Source organism: Burkholderia sp. COPS (assembly GCF_019425585.1).
In the GTDB taxonomy this organism is placed as follows: Bacteria; Pseudomonadota; Gammaproteobacteria; order Burkholderiales; family Burkholderiaceae; genus Burkholderia; species Burkholderia cepacia.
In genome coordinates this window covers 159417-175604 of the sequence record NZ_WIXR01000017.1, presented here as the reverse complement: position 1 = coordinate 175604, position 16188 = coordinate 159417, and the positions used below count along the sequence as shown (strand labels likewise).

General features: G+C 69.2%; 13 protein-coding genes. 8 read left to right on the top strand and 5 right to left on the bottom strand.

Annotated features, from left to right (window positions below):
- Nucleotides 1–120 precede the first annotated feature (120 nt).
- The 5 genes from FOZ70_RS17235 to FOZ70_RS17215 are packed head-to-tail and all read left to right on the top strand — an operon-like array spanning nucleotide 121 to nucleotide 5389.
- The gene (locus FOZ70_RS17235) at nucleotides 121–819 is read left to right on the top strand and encodes a TetR/AcrR family transcriptional regulator (protein ID WP_219706330.1); all 699 of its coding nucleotides are present in this window, start codon (nucleotides 121–123) and stop codon (nucleotides 817–819) included.
- Entirely contained in the window at nucleotides 816–1781 is a 966-nt protein-coding gene (locus FOZ70_RS17230) for an HlyD family efflux transporter periplasmic adaptor subunit (protein WP_219706329.1), read from the top strand. Before FOZ70_RS17235 ends, FOZ70_RS17230 begins: the two co-directional genes overlap by 4 nt.
- A complete protein-coding gene (locus FOZ70_RS17225) occupies nucleotides 1778–2737 on the top strand; it encodes an ABC transporter ATP-binding protein (RefSeq protein ID WP_219706328.1) in 960 nt (319 codons plus the stop codon). The genes FOZ70_RS17230 and FOZ70_RS17225 overlap by 4 nt, the downstream gene beginning before the upstream one ends.
- Complete coding sequence (locus FOZ70_RS17220) at nucleotides 2734–3888, top strand: ABC transporter permease (protein ID WP_219706327.1); 1155 nt, start codon at nucleotides 2734–2736, stop codon at nucleotides 3886–3888. The genes FOZ70_RS17225 and FOZ70_RS17220 overlap by 4 nt, the downstream gene beginning before the upstream one ends.
- A gap of 10 nt (nucleotides 3889–3898) precedes the next feature.
- Nucleotides 3899–5389, top strand: coding sequence for an efflux transporter outer membrane subunit (locus tag FOZ70_RS17215; protein ID WP_219706326.1), 1491 nt, complete (start codon nucleotides 3899–3901; stop codon nucleotides 5387–5389).
- A gap of 335 nt (nucleotides 5390–5724) precedes the next feature.
- Here FOZ70_RS17215 and FOZ70_RS17210 read toward each other — a convergent pair whose 3' ends face one another.
- Both FOZ70_RS17210 and FOZ70_RS17205 read right to left on the bottom strand, forming a co-directional pair.
- Nucleotides 5725–6924 (bottom strand): porin, encoded by a 1200-nt coding sequence (locus FOZ70_RS17210; RefSeq protein WP_060309135.1) that lies wholly within the window; start codon nucleotides 6922–6924, stop codon nucleotides 5725–5727.
- 479 nt (nucleotides 6925–7403) lie between these two features.
- A complete protein-coding gene (locus FOZ70_RS17205) occupies nucleotides 7404–8468 on the bottom strand; it encodes a squalene/phytoene synthase family protein (protein WP_021159263.1) in 1065 nt (354 codons plus the stop codon).
- Between the two features lie 375 nt (nucleotides 8469–8843).
- Between FOZ70_RS17205 and FOZ70_RS17200 the strand changes: the two genes are divergently transcribed.
- Complete coding sequence (locus FOZ70_RS17200) at nucleotides 8844–9989, top strand: glycerophosphodiester phosphodiesterase (protein WP_059623130.1); 1146 nt, start codon at nucleotides 8844–8846, stop codon at nucleotides 9987–9989.
- Nucleotides 9990–10050: 61 nt separating this feature from the next.
- Here the strand turns inward: FOZ70_RS17200 and FOZ70_RS17195 are convergent, their stop codons facing one another.
- Nucleotides 10051–11676, bottom strand: coding sequence for a rhodanese-related sulfurtransferase (locus tag FOZ70_RS17195; RefSeq protein ID WP_219706325.1), 1626 nt, complete (start codon nucleotides 11674–11676; stop codon nucleotides 10051–10053).
- 105 nt (nucleotides 11677–11781) lie between these two features.
- Entirely contained in the window at nucleotides 11782–12348 is a 567-nt protein-coding gene (locus FOZ70_RS17190) for a cysteine dioxygenase (RefSeq protein WP_021163696.1), read from the bottom strand.
- 17 nt (nucleotides 12349–12365) lie between these two features.
- Between FOZ70_RS17190 and FOZ70_RS17185 the strand changes: the two genes are divergently transcribed.
- Nucleotides 12366–13340 (top strand): LysR family transcriptional regulator, encoded by a 975-nt coding sequence (locus FOZ70_RS17185; protein WP_174413061.1) that lies wholly within the window; start codon nucleotides 12366–12368, stop codon nucleotides 13338–13340.
- A gap of 61 nt (nucleotides 13341–13401) precedes the next feature.
- On the opposite strand, the gene FOZ70_RS17180 is transcribed toward FOZ70_RS17185, so the two are convergent.
- A complete protein-coding gene (locus tag FOZ70_RS17180; protein WP_219706324.1) occupies nucleotides 13402–14784 on the bottom strand; it encodes an acyl-CoA dehydrogenase family protein in 1383 nt (460 codons plus the stop codon).
- Nucleotides 14785–15097: 313 nt separating this feature from the next.
- Here FOZ70_RS17180 and FOZ70_RS17175 point away from each other — a divergent pair, with 313 nt between their 5' ends.
- Nucleotides 15098–16183, top strand: coding sequence for an LLM class flavin-dependent oxidoreductase (locus FOZ70_RS17175; protein WP_219706323.1), 1086 nt, complete (start codon nucleotides 15098–15100; stop codon nucleotides 16181–16183).
- The last annotated feature ends 5 nt before the right edge of the window (nucleotides 16184–16188 follow it).

Below are 16188 nucleotides of genomic sequence, written 5' to 3'. Positions count from 1 at the left end.
TGCCGCACCGCGCCACATCGCGGCCCGCCCGCGCCCCCGTTCGACGCTCGCCTGATCTCGATCAACCCGGTCGCAAACCCTTCCTTGAAATTAACTAACTCATCAATTAGCGTCGATTCCATGAACGCGAAATCCACCGTCGCCAGGCCGCGCGGGCGCCGCCCGTCGGTCGACGATTTCGACCTGCGCGACCACATGCTCGACGTCGCGATGCAGCTGTTCGCCGAGCGCGGCATCGCCGCGACGACCGTCGCGCAGATCGCCGCCGCAGCAGGCGTCACGTCGGCGATGGTCCACTACTACTTCACGAATCGCGAGCGGTTGCTCGACGCGATCGTCGAGGAACGGCTCGCACTGGCGATCGCGTTCGTGTGGCGACCGACCGAGCCGCGGATCGACGACGATCCGTTCGCACTTGTCGGCGAACTCGTCGACCGCTTCTTCGACGTCACGCACCGCATGCCGTGGCTGCCGTCGATCTGGCTGCGCGAGATCGTCCACGAAGGCGGGCTGCTGCGCGAACGGATGGTCCGGCGCATTCCGCTCGATCATGTCGGGCGCTTCGCCGAACGCATCCGCGGCGCGCAGCAGGCCGGCACGCTGAACCCCGCGCTCGAACCCGCGTTCCTGTTCCATTCGATCGTCGCGCTGGTGATGCTGCCGCTCGCGACCGCGAAACTGTGGCAAAGCGCGCGCGGCATGCCGCCGATCGATCGCGACGTGCTGCACCGGCACGTCCGCGCGCTGCTCGGTTCGGGAATGCAGCCACCCGCCCCCACGCGTCGCGCTCGGGCCCGCTCGCCACGGAGGCCGTCATGAACCCGCTCCGCGCACGGCCGCTGGCGACGGTTGCCGCAGTCGCCGTGCTCGCCGGCTGCGGACGCCCGGCCGACAACGGCACGACTTACCAGGGCTACGTCGAAGGCGAATTCGTGTACCTGTCGTCGTCGCAATCGGGCACGCTGACGCAGTTGGCGGTCGCGCGCGGCCAGACCCTCGCCGCCGGTGCGCCGGCCTTCTCGCTCGAGGCCGTCAGCGAAACCGCCGCGCTGTCGCAAGCGCAGCACCAGCTCGCGGCCGCCCGCGCGCAGCTTGCCGACCTGCAGACGGGCAAGCGCCCGCCGGAAATCGCGGTCACGCAGGCGCAGCTCGCCCAGGCCACCGCGCAGGCCGCGCGAGCCGCCGCGCAACTGGCGCGCGACGAACGGCAGTACGCGGCCGGCGGCCTGTCGAAGCAGCAGCTCGACGATTCGCGCACGTCCGCGCAAACCACCGCCGCGCAGATGCGCGAACTGCAGAAACAGGTCGACGTCGCGCGCCTGCCGGGACGCGCGCAGCAGGTCGCCGCGCAGGCCGCGCAGGTCGACGCCGCGCAGGCGGCCGTGGCCGAAGCGCAGTGGAAGCTCGACCAGAAGCGCGTCGCCGCCCCCGCCGCCGGGCGCGTGTACGACACGCTGTACCGTGTCGGCGAATGGGTGCAGGCAGGCAATCCGGTCGTGCAGATGCTGCCGCCGCAGAACCTGAAGGTACGCTTCTTCGTGCCCGAGGCCGCCATCGCATCGCTGGCACCGGGGCGCACCGTCGCGATCCACTGCGACGGCTGTGCGGCCGACGTGCCCGCGCACATCACCTACGTGTCGAGCGAGGCCGAATACACGCCGCCCGTGATCTACAGCAACGAGAGTCGGACCAAGCTCGTGTTCATGATCGAGGCACGCCCGGCCGTGGCCGACGCGCCGAAGCTGCATCCGGGCCAGCCCGTCGCCGTGAGGGTGCCGTGAACACGCCCTCCGCCCCGTACGCGATCGACGTCGATCGCCTGAACAAGCATTTCGGCGACAAGCATGTCGTGAAGGACGTGTCGCTGCGCGTCGCGCGCGGCGAGATCTTCGGCTTTCTCGGGCCGAACGGCAGCGGCAAGACCACGTCGATCCGGATGATGTGCGGGTTGCTCACGCCCGACTCGGGCAGCGGCACCTGCCTCGGCTACGACATCGTGCGCAACAGCGCGCAGATCAAACGACGCGTCGGCTACATGACGCAACGCTTCTCGTACTGGGAAGACCTGTCGATTCGCGAGAACCTCGATTTCGTCGCGCGCGTGTACGGGATGCCCGACCGCAAGGCGGCCGTCGCGCGCGCCCTCGACGGGCTCGGCCTCGCGAGCCGCGCCGACCAGCTCACGGGCGCGCTGTCGGGCGGCTGGAAGCAGCGCCTGGCGCTGGCCGCCTGCATGCTGCACGAGCCGGCCCTGCTGCTGCTCGACGAACCCACGGCCGGCGTCGACCCGGCCGCGCGCCGCGACTTCTGGGAAGAACTGCACCGGCTGGCCGCCCAGGGAATTTCGGTGCTCGTCAGCACGCACTACATGGACGAAGCCGAACGCTGCCACAAGCTCGCGTATATCGCGTACGGCGAGTTGCTCGCGCAGGGCACGGCGGCGGAGATCGTCGCGTCGCAGGGGCTCGCGACCCGCGCGATCACCGGCGGGCACCTGGCCGAACTGTCCGCGCGACTGCGCACGATGCCGGGCGTCGACCAGACGGTCGTGTTCGGTTCGGCGCTGCACGTGAGCGGCCGCGATCGCGCGCGGCTCGACGCGACGCTCGCGCAGGTCGCGGCACAGGCCGGCGGGCCCGCCGCGCTGCAGGTCGCGCCGATCGATACCGGCCTCGAGGACGTATTCATCTACATGATGGGCCGCGCATCCGCGCCGCCCGGCGGAGCGTCGTCATGAACGCGTGGGCCCGCTTGCGCGATGCGTTCTCGCTCGCGCGCTGGTGGAGCATCGTGCTGAAGGAATTCCTGCAGCTGCGCCGCGACCGCGTGACGTTCGCGATGATCGTCGGCGTGCCGATCATCCAGCTCGCGCTGTTCGGCTTCGCGATCAACACCGATCCGAAGCACCTGCCGACCGCGGTGATCGTCGCCGACGCGAGCCCGTTCGCGCGGAGCTTCGTCGCCGCGATGCGCAACTCCGCGTACTTCGACATCGTCGAGACGCTGCCCGACGAAGCGGCCGGCCAGCGTGCGCTCGCGCGCGGCGACGTGCTGTTCGTATTGAACGTGCCGGCCGATTTCTCGCGCCGGCTGCTGCGCGGCGAACGTCCGTCGCTGCTCGTCGAGGCGGACGCGACCGATCCGGTCGCGACCGCGTCGGCGATCGGCGCGCTCGCCGGCCTCGTGCAGCCGGTCGCGGACAAGGACCTGACCGGCCCGCTCGCGCACCTGAACGGCCGGCCGGCCGCGTTCGACGTCGTGCTGCACCGGCTCTACAACCCCGAGGGCATCACGCAGTACAACGTCGTGCCGGGCCTGATGGGCGTGATCCTGACGATGACGATGGTGATGATGACGGGCCTCGCGATCACGCGCGAACGCGAGCGCGGCACGATGGAGAACCTGCTCGCGACGCCCGTGCGGCCGCTCGAGGTGATGACGGGCAAGATCGTCCCGTACGTGCTGATCGGGCTGATCCAGGTGTCGATCATTCTCGCGGCCGCCCGCTTCGTGTTCGAGGTGCCGTTCGTCGGCGGCGCATTCGCGATCTACCTGTCCGCGCTGCTGTTCATCGCCGCGAACCTGACCGTCGGCATCACGCTGTCGTCGCTCGCGCAGAACCAGTTGCAGGCGATGCAGCTCGCGGTGTTCTACTTCCTGCCGAACATCCTGCTGTCGGGTTTCATGTTCCCGTTCGCCGGGATGCCGAAGTGGGCGCAGTTCATCGGCAACCTGCTGCCGCTCACCTACTTCAACCGCCTCGTGCGCGGCATCCTGCTGAAAGGGAACGGCTGGAACGACCTGTGGCCATCCGTGTGGCCGGTCGCGCTGTTCACCGTCGTCGTGATGGGCATCGCGTTGCGCTTCTACCGGCGCACGCTCGACTAGGCACCGCACGATGAAACCGGCTTCGCGTCGCCCCCTCCACGCCACCCGCTGCTGCACGCTGGCCGCTGCCGTGCTGCTCGTCGCCGGATGCGCGGTCGGGCCGGATTTCCGCGCGCCGGATGCGCCCGCCACGCAGCGCTACACGCGCGGCGAACCGCCGACGACGACGGCCGCCGCCGCCGGCCCGGCAGGCGACGGTCAGACGTTCGCATCGGCCGAACACACTCCTCAGCACTGGTGGACGCAGTTCGGCTCCGAACCGCTGAACCAGCTCGTCGATACCGCATGGCGCAACAGCCCGACGCTTGCCGAAGCCCGCGCGCGGCTCGACGAAGCGCGCCAGAACCATGCGGCCGAAGCCGGCGCGACGATGCTGCCTAAAGTCGATGCGAGCGTGTCCGCGACGCGCGAGCAGGTCGACACGACCGCGTTCGGCCTGCCGGCCAGCGTGCCGAGCCCGGGGCCGTTCACGCTTTATGACGCGTCGGTGAGCGTGTCGTACGTGCTCGACGTGTTCGGCGGCAACCGGCGCGCGCTCGAGGCGTTGCGCGCGCAGGTCGACTATCAGGCCTATACGCTCGACGCCGCGCGCCTGACGCTCGCGGGTAACGTCGTCGCCACCGCGATCCTGCGCGCGTCGCTCGCGCAGCAGGTCGCGCTCACGCGGCAGCTGATCGACGCGCAGACGCGGCAGTTGCGCATCGTCGAAGCGCGTTTCGCTGCCGGTGGCGTATCGCAGGCCGATGTGCATGCGCAGCGCGCGTTGCTCGCGCAGACGCAGGCGTCGCTGCCGCCGCTCGCGGCCCGCCTCGCGCAGTCCGGCCACCGGCTCGCGATCCTGCTCGGCGCGCCGCCCTCCGATGCGATGCTGCCCGACCTCACGCTGGATACGCTCGCGCTGCCTCGCACGCTGCCCGTTGCGCTGCCGTCGACGCTCGCACGCGAACGGCCCGATATCCGCGCCGCCGAAGCCGTGCTGCACCAGGCGAGCGCGAACGTCGGCGTGGCCACCGCGAACCTGTATCCGCGCTTTTCGGTTTCGGCGGGGATCGGCTCGGAGCGCACACGTATCGCGGATATCGTCAGCGGGCTCAACGTATGGAATGTCGGTCTCGGTATCACGCAGCCGCTCTTTCACGGCGGTGAACTGCGTGCGAAGAAACGCGCGGCCGAAGCGGCGTACGACGCCGCGTTCGCGAGTTACCGGGAAACCGTGCTCGAGGCGCTGCAGCAGGTAGCAGACGCGATGCGCGCGGTCGAGCACGACGCTGCCGAGCTGCGGGCGAGAGACACCGCTGCACAGGAAGCGGCGGCAAGCAACACGATTGCCGGCGACCGTTACGCGGCGGGCGGAATCAGCACGTTCGACCTGCTCGACGCGCAGCGGCAGGCACTGCAGACGGCGCTCGACCGTACGCGCGCACAGGCCGACCGGCTTGCCGATACGGCGGCGCTGTTTCAGGCGCTGGCGGGAAGCTGGATGGATGATGCGGCGGAGTGAGTGCGCGGTGGAGGCTCAATGCGGCGATCGAAGCGGAGCGATCGCGCGACGCGGGCTTGACCCAGCGATAGAAACGGAGCGATCACGCATGCAGGTTCGACGCAGCGGTAGAAGCGCAGTGACCGCGCGGTGCGCGGGCTTGACGCAGCGATCGAAGCAGAGCAATCGCGCATGCAGGCTCGACGCAGCGATAGAAGTGGAGTGATCGCGCGGTGCGGGTTTGACCCAGCGATCTCAGCGCGACAATCGCCCGAATCGCGCAGCCATGAAAAAACCGGCCCGAAGGCCGGTTTTCATACCGCATGCCGCAAGCGGCGCTCGCGCGCCGCGCGACATCAGAAGCGGTGGATCATGCCGACGCCGACTGCAATCTGGTTCTGCTTCGAACCTGCTGCCACGCCGTCGCCGATCTGCGTCGTCGCTACCTGGATGCCGCCAGCCTTGTTCAGCGTATTGCCGGATGCGTGCTGGTAGGCTTCGAGCGCGTACAGGCCCGTACGCTTCGACAGGCTGTAGTACTGCGACAGCGTGACCTGATGGTACTTGGCCGCGCTCGTGATGCCGTTCGACTGCGTCGCCGCCGTGTACGAGTAGCCCACTGCGAAGTCCCACTGTGTCGCTGCCTTCCAGTGCAGCACGGCGCCAGCCGTGTTGAAGATCGCCGAGTTGCGGAACGCCGAGCCGACGCCCGGGGTGTACTTGACGTTCGTGTACGACGCCGACACGTCCCACGCCGGCGTGAACTGGTAGCCGGCCGTCACGCCGATGCGCTGCTGCGACTGCGCCGTCTGATAACCGGAGTTGATCGCCGACACGGCCGGCTGGCCGCCGCTCGTGACCGTCGAGTTGTCGCCCCACAGGCCGCCGCCGAGCGTCGAGTTGTTGACCTTCTGGTAGCCGACCGCGATGCCTGCCGGACCGTTCAGGTACTGGACCGCCGCGCTCCACGTCGAGCCGCGGTTCACGCTGCCCGGCACGCCGCCGAACGAGTACGAACCGCCGACCGTGAAGCCGTAGAACTTCGGCGACATGTAGACGAGCGAGTTGTTCGCGCGGTAGCTGGTATCCAGCGAATCGATATCACCCGGGTGCGCGCCGTATGCGCCCGTCAGCCACGTCGTCGGGCTGTACGGCGACAGCAGCGTGTAGTACGCCGTGTACTGACGGCCGGCCGTCAGCGTACCGTACGCCTGGTTCGTCATCCCGACCCATGCTTGACGGGTGAAGATACCGCCTGCCCATTGCGACGCACCGGTCGCCGAGTTCACACCCGCTTCCAACTGGAAGATCGCCTTCGTGCCGCCACCGAGATCTTCGCTGCCCTTCAGGCCGAAGCGGCTGCCTGCCCACACGCCGGTGGACATCGACACCTTCGAGTGACCGCCGCTCGTCGCACCGGTCGACGGTGCCGCGTTGTTCTGGTAAGCCAGACCGTTATCGACGATACCGTACAGGGTCACGCTGCTTTGAGCGTGGGCGGCGGCAGCGGCTGCAAGGCCCGCTGCCGTCATGGCGAAAGCGACGCGCTTTTTCATTGATTCTCCGTCCTCAAAGAATGATTTCTTTTCTGGTGTGGTTTTATGACTGACACATGTGCGAGTACATGCCGACGCGATTCTGACGGATTACCAATCATTTCCCAACATGTGCAGTCGGTCATCGTATGATCGACGCAACGCACGGGTTCACCAAGCAGTTACATAACACCTGAAAACGCTTACGCAGCGGGCCTTTCCGGCATTTCCCGGTGAAAACCCTAGCTTTACATTTTTACGGGTGCAACACGACCGTCGGATGTTGTCAGATGCCTTCGGCGAAATACATCTTACAAATGCGCGACCGCGGCCGACGCCACGATTCACGCCGCCGCGAAGGATCGCTGACGTTCATGACACCCACGTTTCGCGAAACGAAATAATGAAAACGTTTTTAGACGATGCGGGAGAACCGGCCCGGCGGACGCGGGCGGAGGGGCGACGCCGGCACCTGTCGCGCCGGCATCGTTCGGTGGGTGTCAGCGGGTGACCGGCTGCACGAGATGCGCGCTCACGGCATCGGAAAGCGCGGTCATGCGCGCGCGAATCGCCGTGTTCGAGCCGACCAGCGCGAGCGACGACGCCATGATCCGGTAGACGCGCTTTCTCGGCACCTTGGCCGGCTTCGCCGGATCGAGCCACGCGTCATGGCCGGCCAGCAGCTCGAGCGTTTCGAGGCCGATCATGATCGGCCACAGGCATGCCAGCCGCAGCCGCACGAAGCGGCGCGGGATCGCAACGGTATACAGGCACGCGTCGCGATACTGGTCCAGCGTCACGCGCAGCAGGTCGACCAGCACGCCGCGCGCACGCGCCGACGCATCGGGCAACATCAGGTCGGCGACGCTCAGCCCGTGCGCGCCCAGCACATCGTCGGGCAGGTAGCAGCGGCCGATGCGCAGGTCCTTCGCGCAGTCGCGCAGGATGTTGGTCATCTGCAGCGCCTTGCCGAAGCGGATGCCCTTCTCGACCATGTCCGGCAGGTTCCAGCCGCGCGCGGCCGGCGTGTGCATGCCCGTCATGTCGGTCCAGAACTCGCCCACGCAGCCGGCGACGAGATAGGTGTAGCGGTCGAGTTCGTCGCGCGTTCGCAGCGACGCGACCCGCCCCGATTGCTCGTCGGGGAACGTGCGCAGGTCGAATACCATCCCCGCCGTCAGCGTTGCGACGACCTTGCGGATCGACGCGCGATCGGCGTCCGGCTGCGCGCGCAGCAGCGCGAGCATCGGCTCCATCGAGCCGAGCAGCACGTGCTCGTGCGAATCGGTCTGCATCCGCGTCACGTCCTCGAGCGCACGCGACAGCGCGACGCCGTCGCCGAGCTGCTCGACCTCGTCGCGCAGCTCGGTCAGCAAGGCCGCCCGGCGATCGGGCGCGACGAGCGCCGTATCGGCGATCGTGTCGGCCGCGCGCGCAAGCAGGTACGCGAGGCCGACCGGGTCGCGCATGCCGTCGGGCAGCACGCGCAGCGTCAGGTAGAAGGAGCGGGAAACGTTCTTCAGCAGGTCGCCGAGCAGGTAGGCGGAATCGGTTCGAGTCGTCATGGGTCGGGAAAAATCGGCCGGCGCGGGCCCCGGACGCACACGGGCGCCGGGCGCCCGCGCCGGCCCGCGAGTCGCCGCATCGTCGCGCCAGGCGGGCGTCCGGCCCGGCACGGCGATGCAAAATTCCCGCAAGTTTAGTGCATCCGGCGCACGGCCTGCCCGGGACGGCCGGAATGCGTCACCCGTCGGGCCGCCGTCAACCGCCCCGCCGCGCACATCGCACCCCAAAAACAGGAAACGGAAAGGCCGAAGTAATACATATGTAATTATTCGGTGCGACGATCGCGTCCCATCCGATTCCGTGCGACACGGCACGACAGCCGCGCCGCCGGAGCGACCGCCCCTTTCCGACTCTCGTTTCGAAGGTTCATCGACATGCTCTTCAAGCGCCCGACCTCCCTGCGCTACGTCCCGTTCGCCTGTGCCGCCGCGTTCCTGCTCGCCGCGTGCGGCGGCGACGACGACGTCGCGTCCGATCCCACCCAGCCGATTTCCGCGAAGGTCCAGGTGGTCGGCCATCGCGGCGCGAGCGCGCTGCGCCCCGAACACACGCTGGCGTCGTACCGCAAGGCAATCGAGGACGGCGCGGACGTGATCGAGCCCGATCTCGTGTCGACCCGCGACGGCGTGCTCGTCGCGCGCCACGAGAACGAGATCTCGGGCACGACGAACGTGTCCGCGCTGCCGCAGTTCGCGAGCCGCAAGGCGACCAAGACGATCGACGGCACGCAGCTGACCGGCTGGTTCACCGAGGATTTCACGCTCGCCGAGCTGAAGACGCTGCGCGCCCGCGAGCGCATTCCGCAGGTCCGCCCCGCGAACACCGCGTACAACGACCAGTTCGAGATTCCGACGTTCGACGAAATCGTCGCGCTCGCGAAGCAGATGTCCGCACAGACCGGCCGCACGATCCACCTGTATCCGGAAACCAAGCACCCGACCTACTTCCAGTCGATCGGCCTGCCGCTCGAGGACCGCCTCGTCGATGCGCTGCTGAAGGATTCGTACACGGCCCGCACCGCGACCGTCTACATCCAGTCGTTCGAGGTCGCGAACCTGAAGGCGATCCGCAACCGGATCAAGTCGAGCCAGCCGAACTGGAAGCTCGTGCAGCTGATGGACGAAGCCGGCCAGCGCCCGTACGACTTCGTGAAGGCGAACGACAAGCGCACCTACGGCGACCTGTCGACGCGCGACGGCATGCGCGAGGTCGCGACCTATGCGAACGGCGTCGGCCCGTACAAGACGTCGATCATCGCGGTCGCCGCGGACGGCACGCTGCAGCAGCCGACGCAGTACGTGCGCTACGCGCACGAGGCCGGCCTCGTCGTGCATCCGTACACGTTCCGCCCGGAGAACAACTTCCTGCCCGCGTCGCTGAAGGACGGCGGCACGCCGGCCACGCGCAACACGGCAGGCTCGGTGCGCGAGATCCAGGCGTACCTGCGCGCGGGCATCGACGGCTTCTTCACCGACGATCCTGCCGTCGGCCGCACGGCCGTCGATACGTTCAAGCGCTGACACGCGCGTCGACCGGGCGCGACGCGCGTTGCGCGCGTTACGCCCGGTTGTATCGCATCGGTCAGATCACGTTGAAGTGGTGCGTGCCGTCCCGCTTCAACTGGTCGACCAGCCCGTATTCCCAATCGAGATATGCCTGCATCGCGGCCGCCGCGTTGTCGGTGCCTTCGTACGGGCGCCGGTAGCGGTCGACACGCGGTGACGCCAGTCGCGTCTCGCCGCTTTCGAGCGGCAGCCCGGCGTCGATCCACGCGGCCGTGCCGCCGGTGAGCACCCGTATCTCGGCCGAGGCCGGCAGCAGCGCACGCGCGTCGTTCGCCGCAAACCGCGCGAGCAGGCTCGACCCGCACGTGAACACATAACGCTTCGCGGCCGGAATCGCCGCGAGCGCGTCGCGCAGCTGCGCACGCACGGCGAACCACGCGCCAGGAATATGGCGCTTCACGTAGTTCGCGCTGGCCGTCACGTCGACGATCGCCAGCTCGCCGGGCGCCGCCTCCTTCAGCCAGCCCGCGAGCGTCGCGGGCGATACCTCCGCCACGGCCGGCGTCGCCGGCACGTCGCGCGGCGGCTGGCCGCGCTCGCCGAAAGCGGCCGCGCCGGCCGGCTCGACGACACGCACGTCCCAGCCCATCTGCGCGAGCCACGACGCGGTCATGTCGGCACGCACGCCGTCGTCGTCGGCGAGCACGATCCGCGCGCCGCGCACGGCCGCATGATGGTCGGTTTCCTGCACGAGCTGGCCGCCCGGCGTGCTCAGGAAACCCGGCAGATGGCCGGCTTCGTATTCCTCCGGCGTGCGCACGTCGAAGCGGTACAGCGTGCGGCCCGGTTCGTCGAGCGCGGCGACGTCGGCGAGCGCGACGCGCGGCACGCCCGCGCGTTCGGCCACCGCACGCGCAGCGCGGCGCGCTTCGTCGCGCTGCGTCGCGTCGATGTCGTCCGGAAAGCGCCGCGCGGCCCCCCGCTCGAGCGTCTGGCCCGCGAGCGTCCAGCCGATCGTGCCGTTGCGAAGCGCCGCGACCGGATTCGGCAGCCCCGCGTTGACGAGCGACTGCGTGCCGATGATGCTGCGCGTGCGTCCCGCGCAGTTGACGACGACCTGCGTCGCCGGGTTCGGCGCAAGCGCGCGCACGCGCAGCACGAGTTCCGCGCCGGGTACGCTCGTCGAGGTCGGGATGTTCATCGTCTGGTATTCGTCGAAACGGCGCGCATCGACGATCACGACATCGGCCTGCGCGTCGATCAGCGCCTGCACCTCCTGCGCGGACAGCGACGGCGTATGCCGCTCGGCCTCGACCCATTCGCCGAACGACTTGCTCGGCACGTTCACGTCGATGAACAGTTCGCCGCCCGCCGCGAGCCAGCCCGCGAGGCCGCCGTCGAGCAGCCGCACGTCGGTGTAGCCGAGTTGCGCGAGCTTCTCGGCCGCGCGCGGCGCGAGATCCTCGCCGCCCGCTTCGCCGAATACGACGATCGGCGTGTCGCGGCGCGGAATCCGCGTCCACGCGTCGAGTTCGAGTTTCGACAGCGGAAAGTTGGCGGCCCACAGCGGGTGGCCCTGCGCGTACGGGTCTTCCTCGCGTACGTCGATCAGTGCGATCTCGTCGCGGGCAAGCAGGCGCGCGCGCACATCCTGGTACGACGCGACGGGAAAACGGGAAGTGGAATCGGCGGAGTGCGTCACGATGTCTCTGTATTGAATGCGTTGAAGTCAGTGAAGAAAGCGGAACGGATCAATCTTGGGCCCGCCGGCGCGTGCGGGCAACCGGTCGCATCGGCGGGCGTTGCATCAGGCGTTCGAATAGCCCGACACGAAGGGCTTCACGGTGCCGTCGTCCAGGTACACCGCGCGCTCGACCTTGCCGATATTCGCGCCGTACACGTGGATGCTGATCGATACCTGGTCGGCGAACGCGTTGGTCACGCGATGGACGTCGCCGATGCGCGGCGACACGGCCTCGATCTCGCCCGGCGCCAGCCGCACGGCTTCGCCGGACGGCACCGGCCGGCCGGCCGCGTCGAACCGGTACGGCTGCGAGAATTCGCCGCCGCGCAGCATTCCGATCAGCCCCCACACCGTGTGGTTGTGGATCGGCGTCGTCTGGCCAGGCCCCCACACGAAGCTGACGACCGAGAACCGCTCGTCCGGGTCGAGATGCAGCAGGTATTGCCGATAGCGCGCGGGGTCGGGCTGCGCGAACGTGTCGGGCAACCAGTCGTCGTGTTCGACGAGCGCGGCGAGCAGCGCACCGCCCTCGTCGAGGATGCGCGCCTCGTCCGCGCCGGACGCGAGCAGCGCGCCCAGACCGTCGACGAACGGACGCAGCGGCGTCTGATGCAACGAAAGCGTACTCATCGGCTGGCTCCTCGAATATGATGCCGAATATGATGGATCGTCATGATGCACCTGAAAGACCATGCAGAACAAACATGAAAATTAGCGATATCGACGCTTTTGCAGCGGTTGTCCGCTGCCAGACCCTGAGCCAGGCCGCGGCCGAGCTCGGGATGACGCAGCCCGCGATCACGCGGCGCGTCCAGAATCTCGAGGAAGCGCTCGGCGTGACCCTGCTCGATCGCAACACGAAGCCGCCGCGCCCGACCGACATCGGCCGGCAGGTCTTCGAGCAGTGTCGCGCGATCCTGCGCGAAGTCGATGCGCTGCGCGAGCTGACGGCCGGCGAGCAGCCGCCCGCCGGCGAGTTCCGGATCGGGCTCACGCAGGGCCTCGGCGAACTGATGCTGCCCGCGCTGATCGCCGAACTCGCCGCGCAGTGGCCCGCGCTCGCGACGCAGGTCACGACCGCGTGGGGCGGCATGCTCGTCGAGCGGGTCGCCCGCCGCGAACTCGATGCGGCGCTCGTGTTCCTCGCGCGCGAGATGGTGCTGCCGGCACAGGTCGACGGCGAACGGCTGCTGGCCACGCGGCTCGTCGCGGTCGGCCGCAAGGGTGACTGGCCGCGCCGCAGCTACCGGCTCGCCGATTGCCACGCTCATGGCTGGGTGCTCAATCCCGACGGCTGCGGCTTTCGTGCGGGCCTGCGGCGCGCGCTCGACGCGCAGGGCCTGCCGATGCCGGTCACGCTCGACGCCTACGGCCGCGACCTGCAACTGCAGAGCGTCGCGAACGGCTTCGGCATCGGGCTGATGCCGCTGCCGCTCGTCGAAGGCAGCCCGCTGCGCGATGCGCTCGACATCGTGCCGCTCGCCGATTTCAAGCCGCACATCGATCTGTGGTTGCTGCGCCGGCACGATGCGGCCCGCTTCGGCGCGCCGCTCGCGGCCGTCGCCGCGCATGCGCGTGCGGCATTCGCGCTGCCCGAGCAGGCGCACGACCAGGCTGCGTGACCTTATCGGGCGGCGGCAGCATCGCGCCGCCCGGTCGATGCTCGCGCCAGCCCTGCTCCGCTCACGCATCGCTGCGGCCGCGCTCGGTCCCGTCGACCGACGCCTCGCCCGTTTCCATCTCGCCGCTCGCTTTGCCGCTCGCTTCGCCCTTCGCTTCGCCCTTCGTCTCGCCCTTCGCTTCGACCCGGCTCGCCGCGTCGAGCACCACACGCCCCGCCGCCACCGCGATCGCGTCGTCCTGCGGCGTATGCACGCGGCTGCACAGCACGTCGCGATAGTGGCGTTCGAGCGGATTGGCGCGGCTCAGCCCGTGATTGCCCGACAGCTTCAGCGCCTGTTCGACCGCACGGATCGCGTGCTCGGTCACGGTGCGCTTGACTAGCCCGCTCGTCGTGACTGGCGGAGCATGACCCGCGTCGGTGCGCGCGATGTGATCGTCGAGCAGCACGCGGTTCGCGTGCAGCCAGCCCTCAATTTCGCCGACCGCTTCCTGCACGCGCGGCAGCGTCGCGAGCGGCGCGCCCAGCCCGCTCGGCGCACGCGTCGTCGCGAATTCGACCACCCAGTCGCGCGACGCGCGCGCCACCGCGTCGTACAGGCTGCCGAGCAGCGCGACCATCCACGCCTGCTGGTCGGCCTGCGCGTCGGCATCCGCGTGGGTCGCGGCCGACACGGCCCATGCGTCCGGTGCGCGCACGTCGACCGCGTGATCGGCCGGCAGCCGGACGTCGTCGAACACGACCTCGTGGCTGCCCGACGCACGCAGGCCGAGGTGATTCCAGCTTTCGATCACGCGGATGCGATCGCCATCCGCATCGCGGTCGCGCGGCACGAGAAACACGCCGACCCGCGGCGCCGGTTCGTCGGTGCGCGCCCACACGGCCAGCCAGCGCAGCGCCGGAATCCCGGTGCTGTACAGCTTGTGGCCGGACAGCCGCCAGCCGTCGCCGTCGCACCGGGCTACGGTTTCCGGCAGGCCGCCGCGCGACGGCGAACCGAGCGCGGGTTCAACCCGCAGCGCGTTGATCAGCGCACCGTGCGTGACCGCGCTGTCGAACACCGCGCGCCGCACCTGTGCGGGCCAGCGGTTGTCGGCCCGGCCGAGCGCGCGATGTTGCAGATAGGTCATCGTCAGCACCAGTGCGGTGGCCGGATCGGCCCGCGCGACGGCGGCAACGATCCGGCTCGCCTGCGCGAGCGTCGCACCGGCGCCGCCATGCTCGCGCGGCACGACATGCGCGATCAGCCCCGCGCGATGCAGCCGCGCGAAGTTCTCGTGCGGAAAGCGCCCATCGACGTCGTTGCGCGCCGCGTCGGCGGCAAGTTCCGGCGCGAGGCGCTCGAGCAGCGCGGCGACGCGTGCGTCGTCGGCATCGGCGGTGGGCAGGAGGCGCAGCGCGGGCGGCTGCGGCGACGGCGAGGAAACGGCAAGGCTGGCGGACATCGAAACGGATTCCCTGGGTAATACGGACAGGCGGCAAGCGCGACGGAAATCGGCAACCGCGGCAATCGATCGCCGCGCGGCGCGGTATCCCATGAACCGGGCGATCCGCAACGCGTCCCCCCGGATTCGCCGGCGCCCGCGCGCCCGATCGTTCGTGAGCCCACAGCGTATGCGTAGCGCACACGCGCCCAAACCATGCAAATCTGATATTCAAATCGGGATTGATTATTTCCATTCCGCATGATCGCGGCGTTAACCTGCGCTCCATTCCTGCCCGGCCGCGTGCCGGGACATCCCCGCACCGGAGACCCAGATGAGCGTCGAATTCATCGGCATGATCCAGAGCCAGAAGCAGTCGGAAATCCACCCGCCGGCCGGCCCCGTGGTCGACCCCGGCTACGTGCGCGACTTTGCCCGCGCCCACGAGACGGCCGGCTTCGACCGGATCCTCGTGCCGCACCACTCGACCGGCCCGTCGGCGACGCTGACGATCGCGTTCGCGGCGGCCGCGACCGAGCGCATCCACTTCATGCTCGCGCATCGCCCGGGCTTCACCGCGCCGACGCTCGCCGCGCGGCAGATCGCGACACTCGACCAGTTCAGCCGCGGCCGGCTCGCCGTGCACTTCATCTCCGGCGGCTCGGACAGCGAGCAGCAGCGCGACGGCGATTTCCTCGACCATGACGCACGTTATGAGCGCACCGACGAGTACCTCGGCATCCTGCGGCGGATCTGGACCGAAGCGCAGCCGTTCGATCACGACGGCGCGCATTACCGGTTCAAACAGGGGTTCTCGGAAGTGAAGCCGTTCCAGCAGCCGCATGTGCCGATCTATTTCGGCGGCGCATCGGAAGCCGCGCTCGCCGTGGCCGGCAAGCATGCGGACGTCTACGCGCTGTGGGGCGAATCGCTCGACCAGGTGCGCGACCTGACGACCCGGGTGCGCGCCGAAGCCGCGAAGCACGGCCGGCAGGTGCGTTTCTCCGTGTCGTTCCGCCCGATCCTCGCCGCGACCGAGGACGAAGCGTGGGCGCGTGCGCATCGCATCCTCGACGAAACACGCAGGCTGCGTGAAGCGGCCGGCCTCGGCGCCGGCGGCCCGCAACAAAGCGAAGGCGCGCGCCGCCTGCTGGCCGCGGCCGAACGCGGCTCGCGCGTCGACAAGCGGCTGTGGACCGAGATCGCCAGCCTCACCGGCGCGCGTTCGAATTCGACGGCGCTGGTCGGCACGCCCGAACAGGTCGCCGATGCGCTGCTCGACTACTACGACCTCGGCGTCACGACGTTCCTGATCCGCGGCTTCGATCCGCTGGAAGACGCGATCGACTACGGCCGCGAACTGATTCCGCGCGTGCGCAGCGCCGTCGCCGCACGCGACGCGGCGCGCCGCGCGGCCTGACGCAA

What these genes read in the sequence shown, in the direction of transcription:
- FOZ70_RS17180 (WP_219706324.1), bottom strand. Translation starts at nt 14,784, where the DNA reads ATGTCCGCCAGCCTTGCCGTTTCCTCGCCGTCGCCGCAGCCGCCCGCG.
- FOZ70_RS17220 (WP_219706327.1), top strand. Translation starts at nt 2,734, where the DNA reads ATGAACGCGTGGGCCCGCTTGCGCGATGCGTTCTCGCTCGCGCGCTGG.
- FOZ70_RS17190 (WP_021163696.1), bottom strand. Translation starts at nt 12,348, where the DNA reads ATGAGTACGCTTTCGTTGCATCAGACGCCGCTGCGTCCGTTCGTCGAC.
- FOZ70_RS17200 (WP_059623130.1), top strand. Translation starts at nt 8,844, where the DNA reads ATGCTCTTCAAGCGCCCGACCTCCCTGCGCTACGTCCCGTTCGCCTGT.
- FOZ70_RS17215 (WP_219706326.1), top strand. Translation starts at nt 3,899, where the DNA reads ATGAAACCGGCTTCGCGTCGCCCCCTCCACGCCACCCGCTGCTGCACG.
- FOZ70_RS17205 (WP_021159263.1), bottom strand. Translation starts at nt 8,468, where the DNA reads ATGACGACTCGAACCGATTCCGCCTACCTGCTCGGCGACCTGCTGAAG.
- FOZ70_RS17185 (WP_174413061.1), top strand. Translation starts at nt 12,366, where the DNA reads ATGATGCCGAATATGATGGATCGTCATGATGCACCTGAAAGACCATGC.
- FOZ70_RS17175 (WP_219706323.1), top strand. Translation starts at nt 15,098, where the DNA reads ATGAGCGTCGAATTCATCGGCATGATCCAGAGCCAGAAGCAGTCGGAA.
- FOZ70_RS17210 (WP_060309135.1), bottom strand. Translation starts at nt 6,924, where the DNA reads ATGAAAAAGCGCGTCGCTTTCGCCATGACGGCAGCGGGCCTTGCAGCC.
- FOZ70_RS17235 (WP_219706330.1), top strand. Translation starts at nt 121, where the DNA reads ATGAACGCGAAATCCACCGTCGCCAGGCCGCGCGGGCGCCGCCCGTCG.
- FOZ70_RS17230 (WP_219706329.1), top strand. Translation starts at nt 816, where the DNA reads ATGAACCCGCTCCGCGCACGGCCGCTGGCGACGGTTGCCGCAGTCGCC.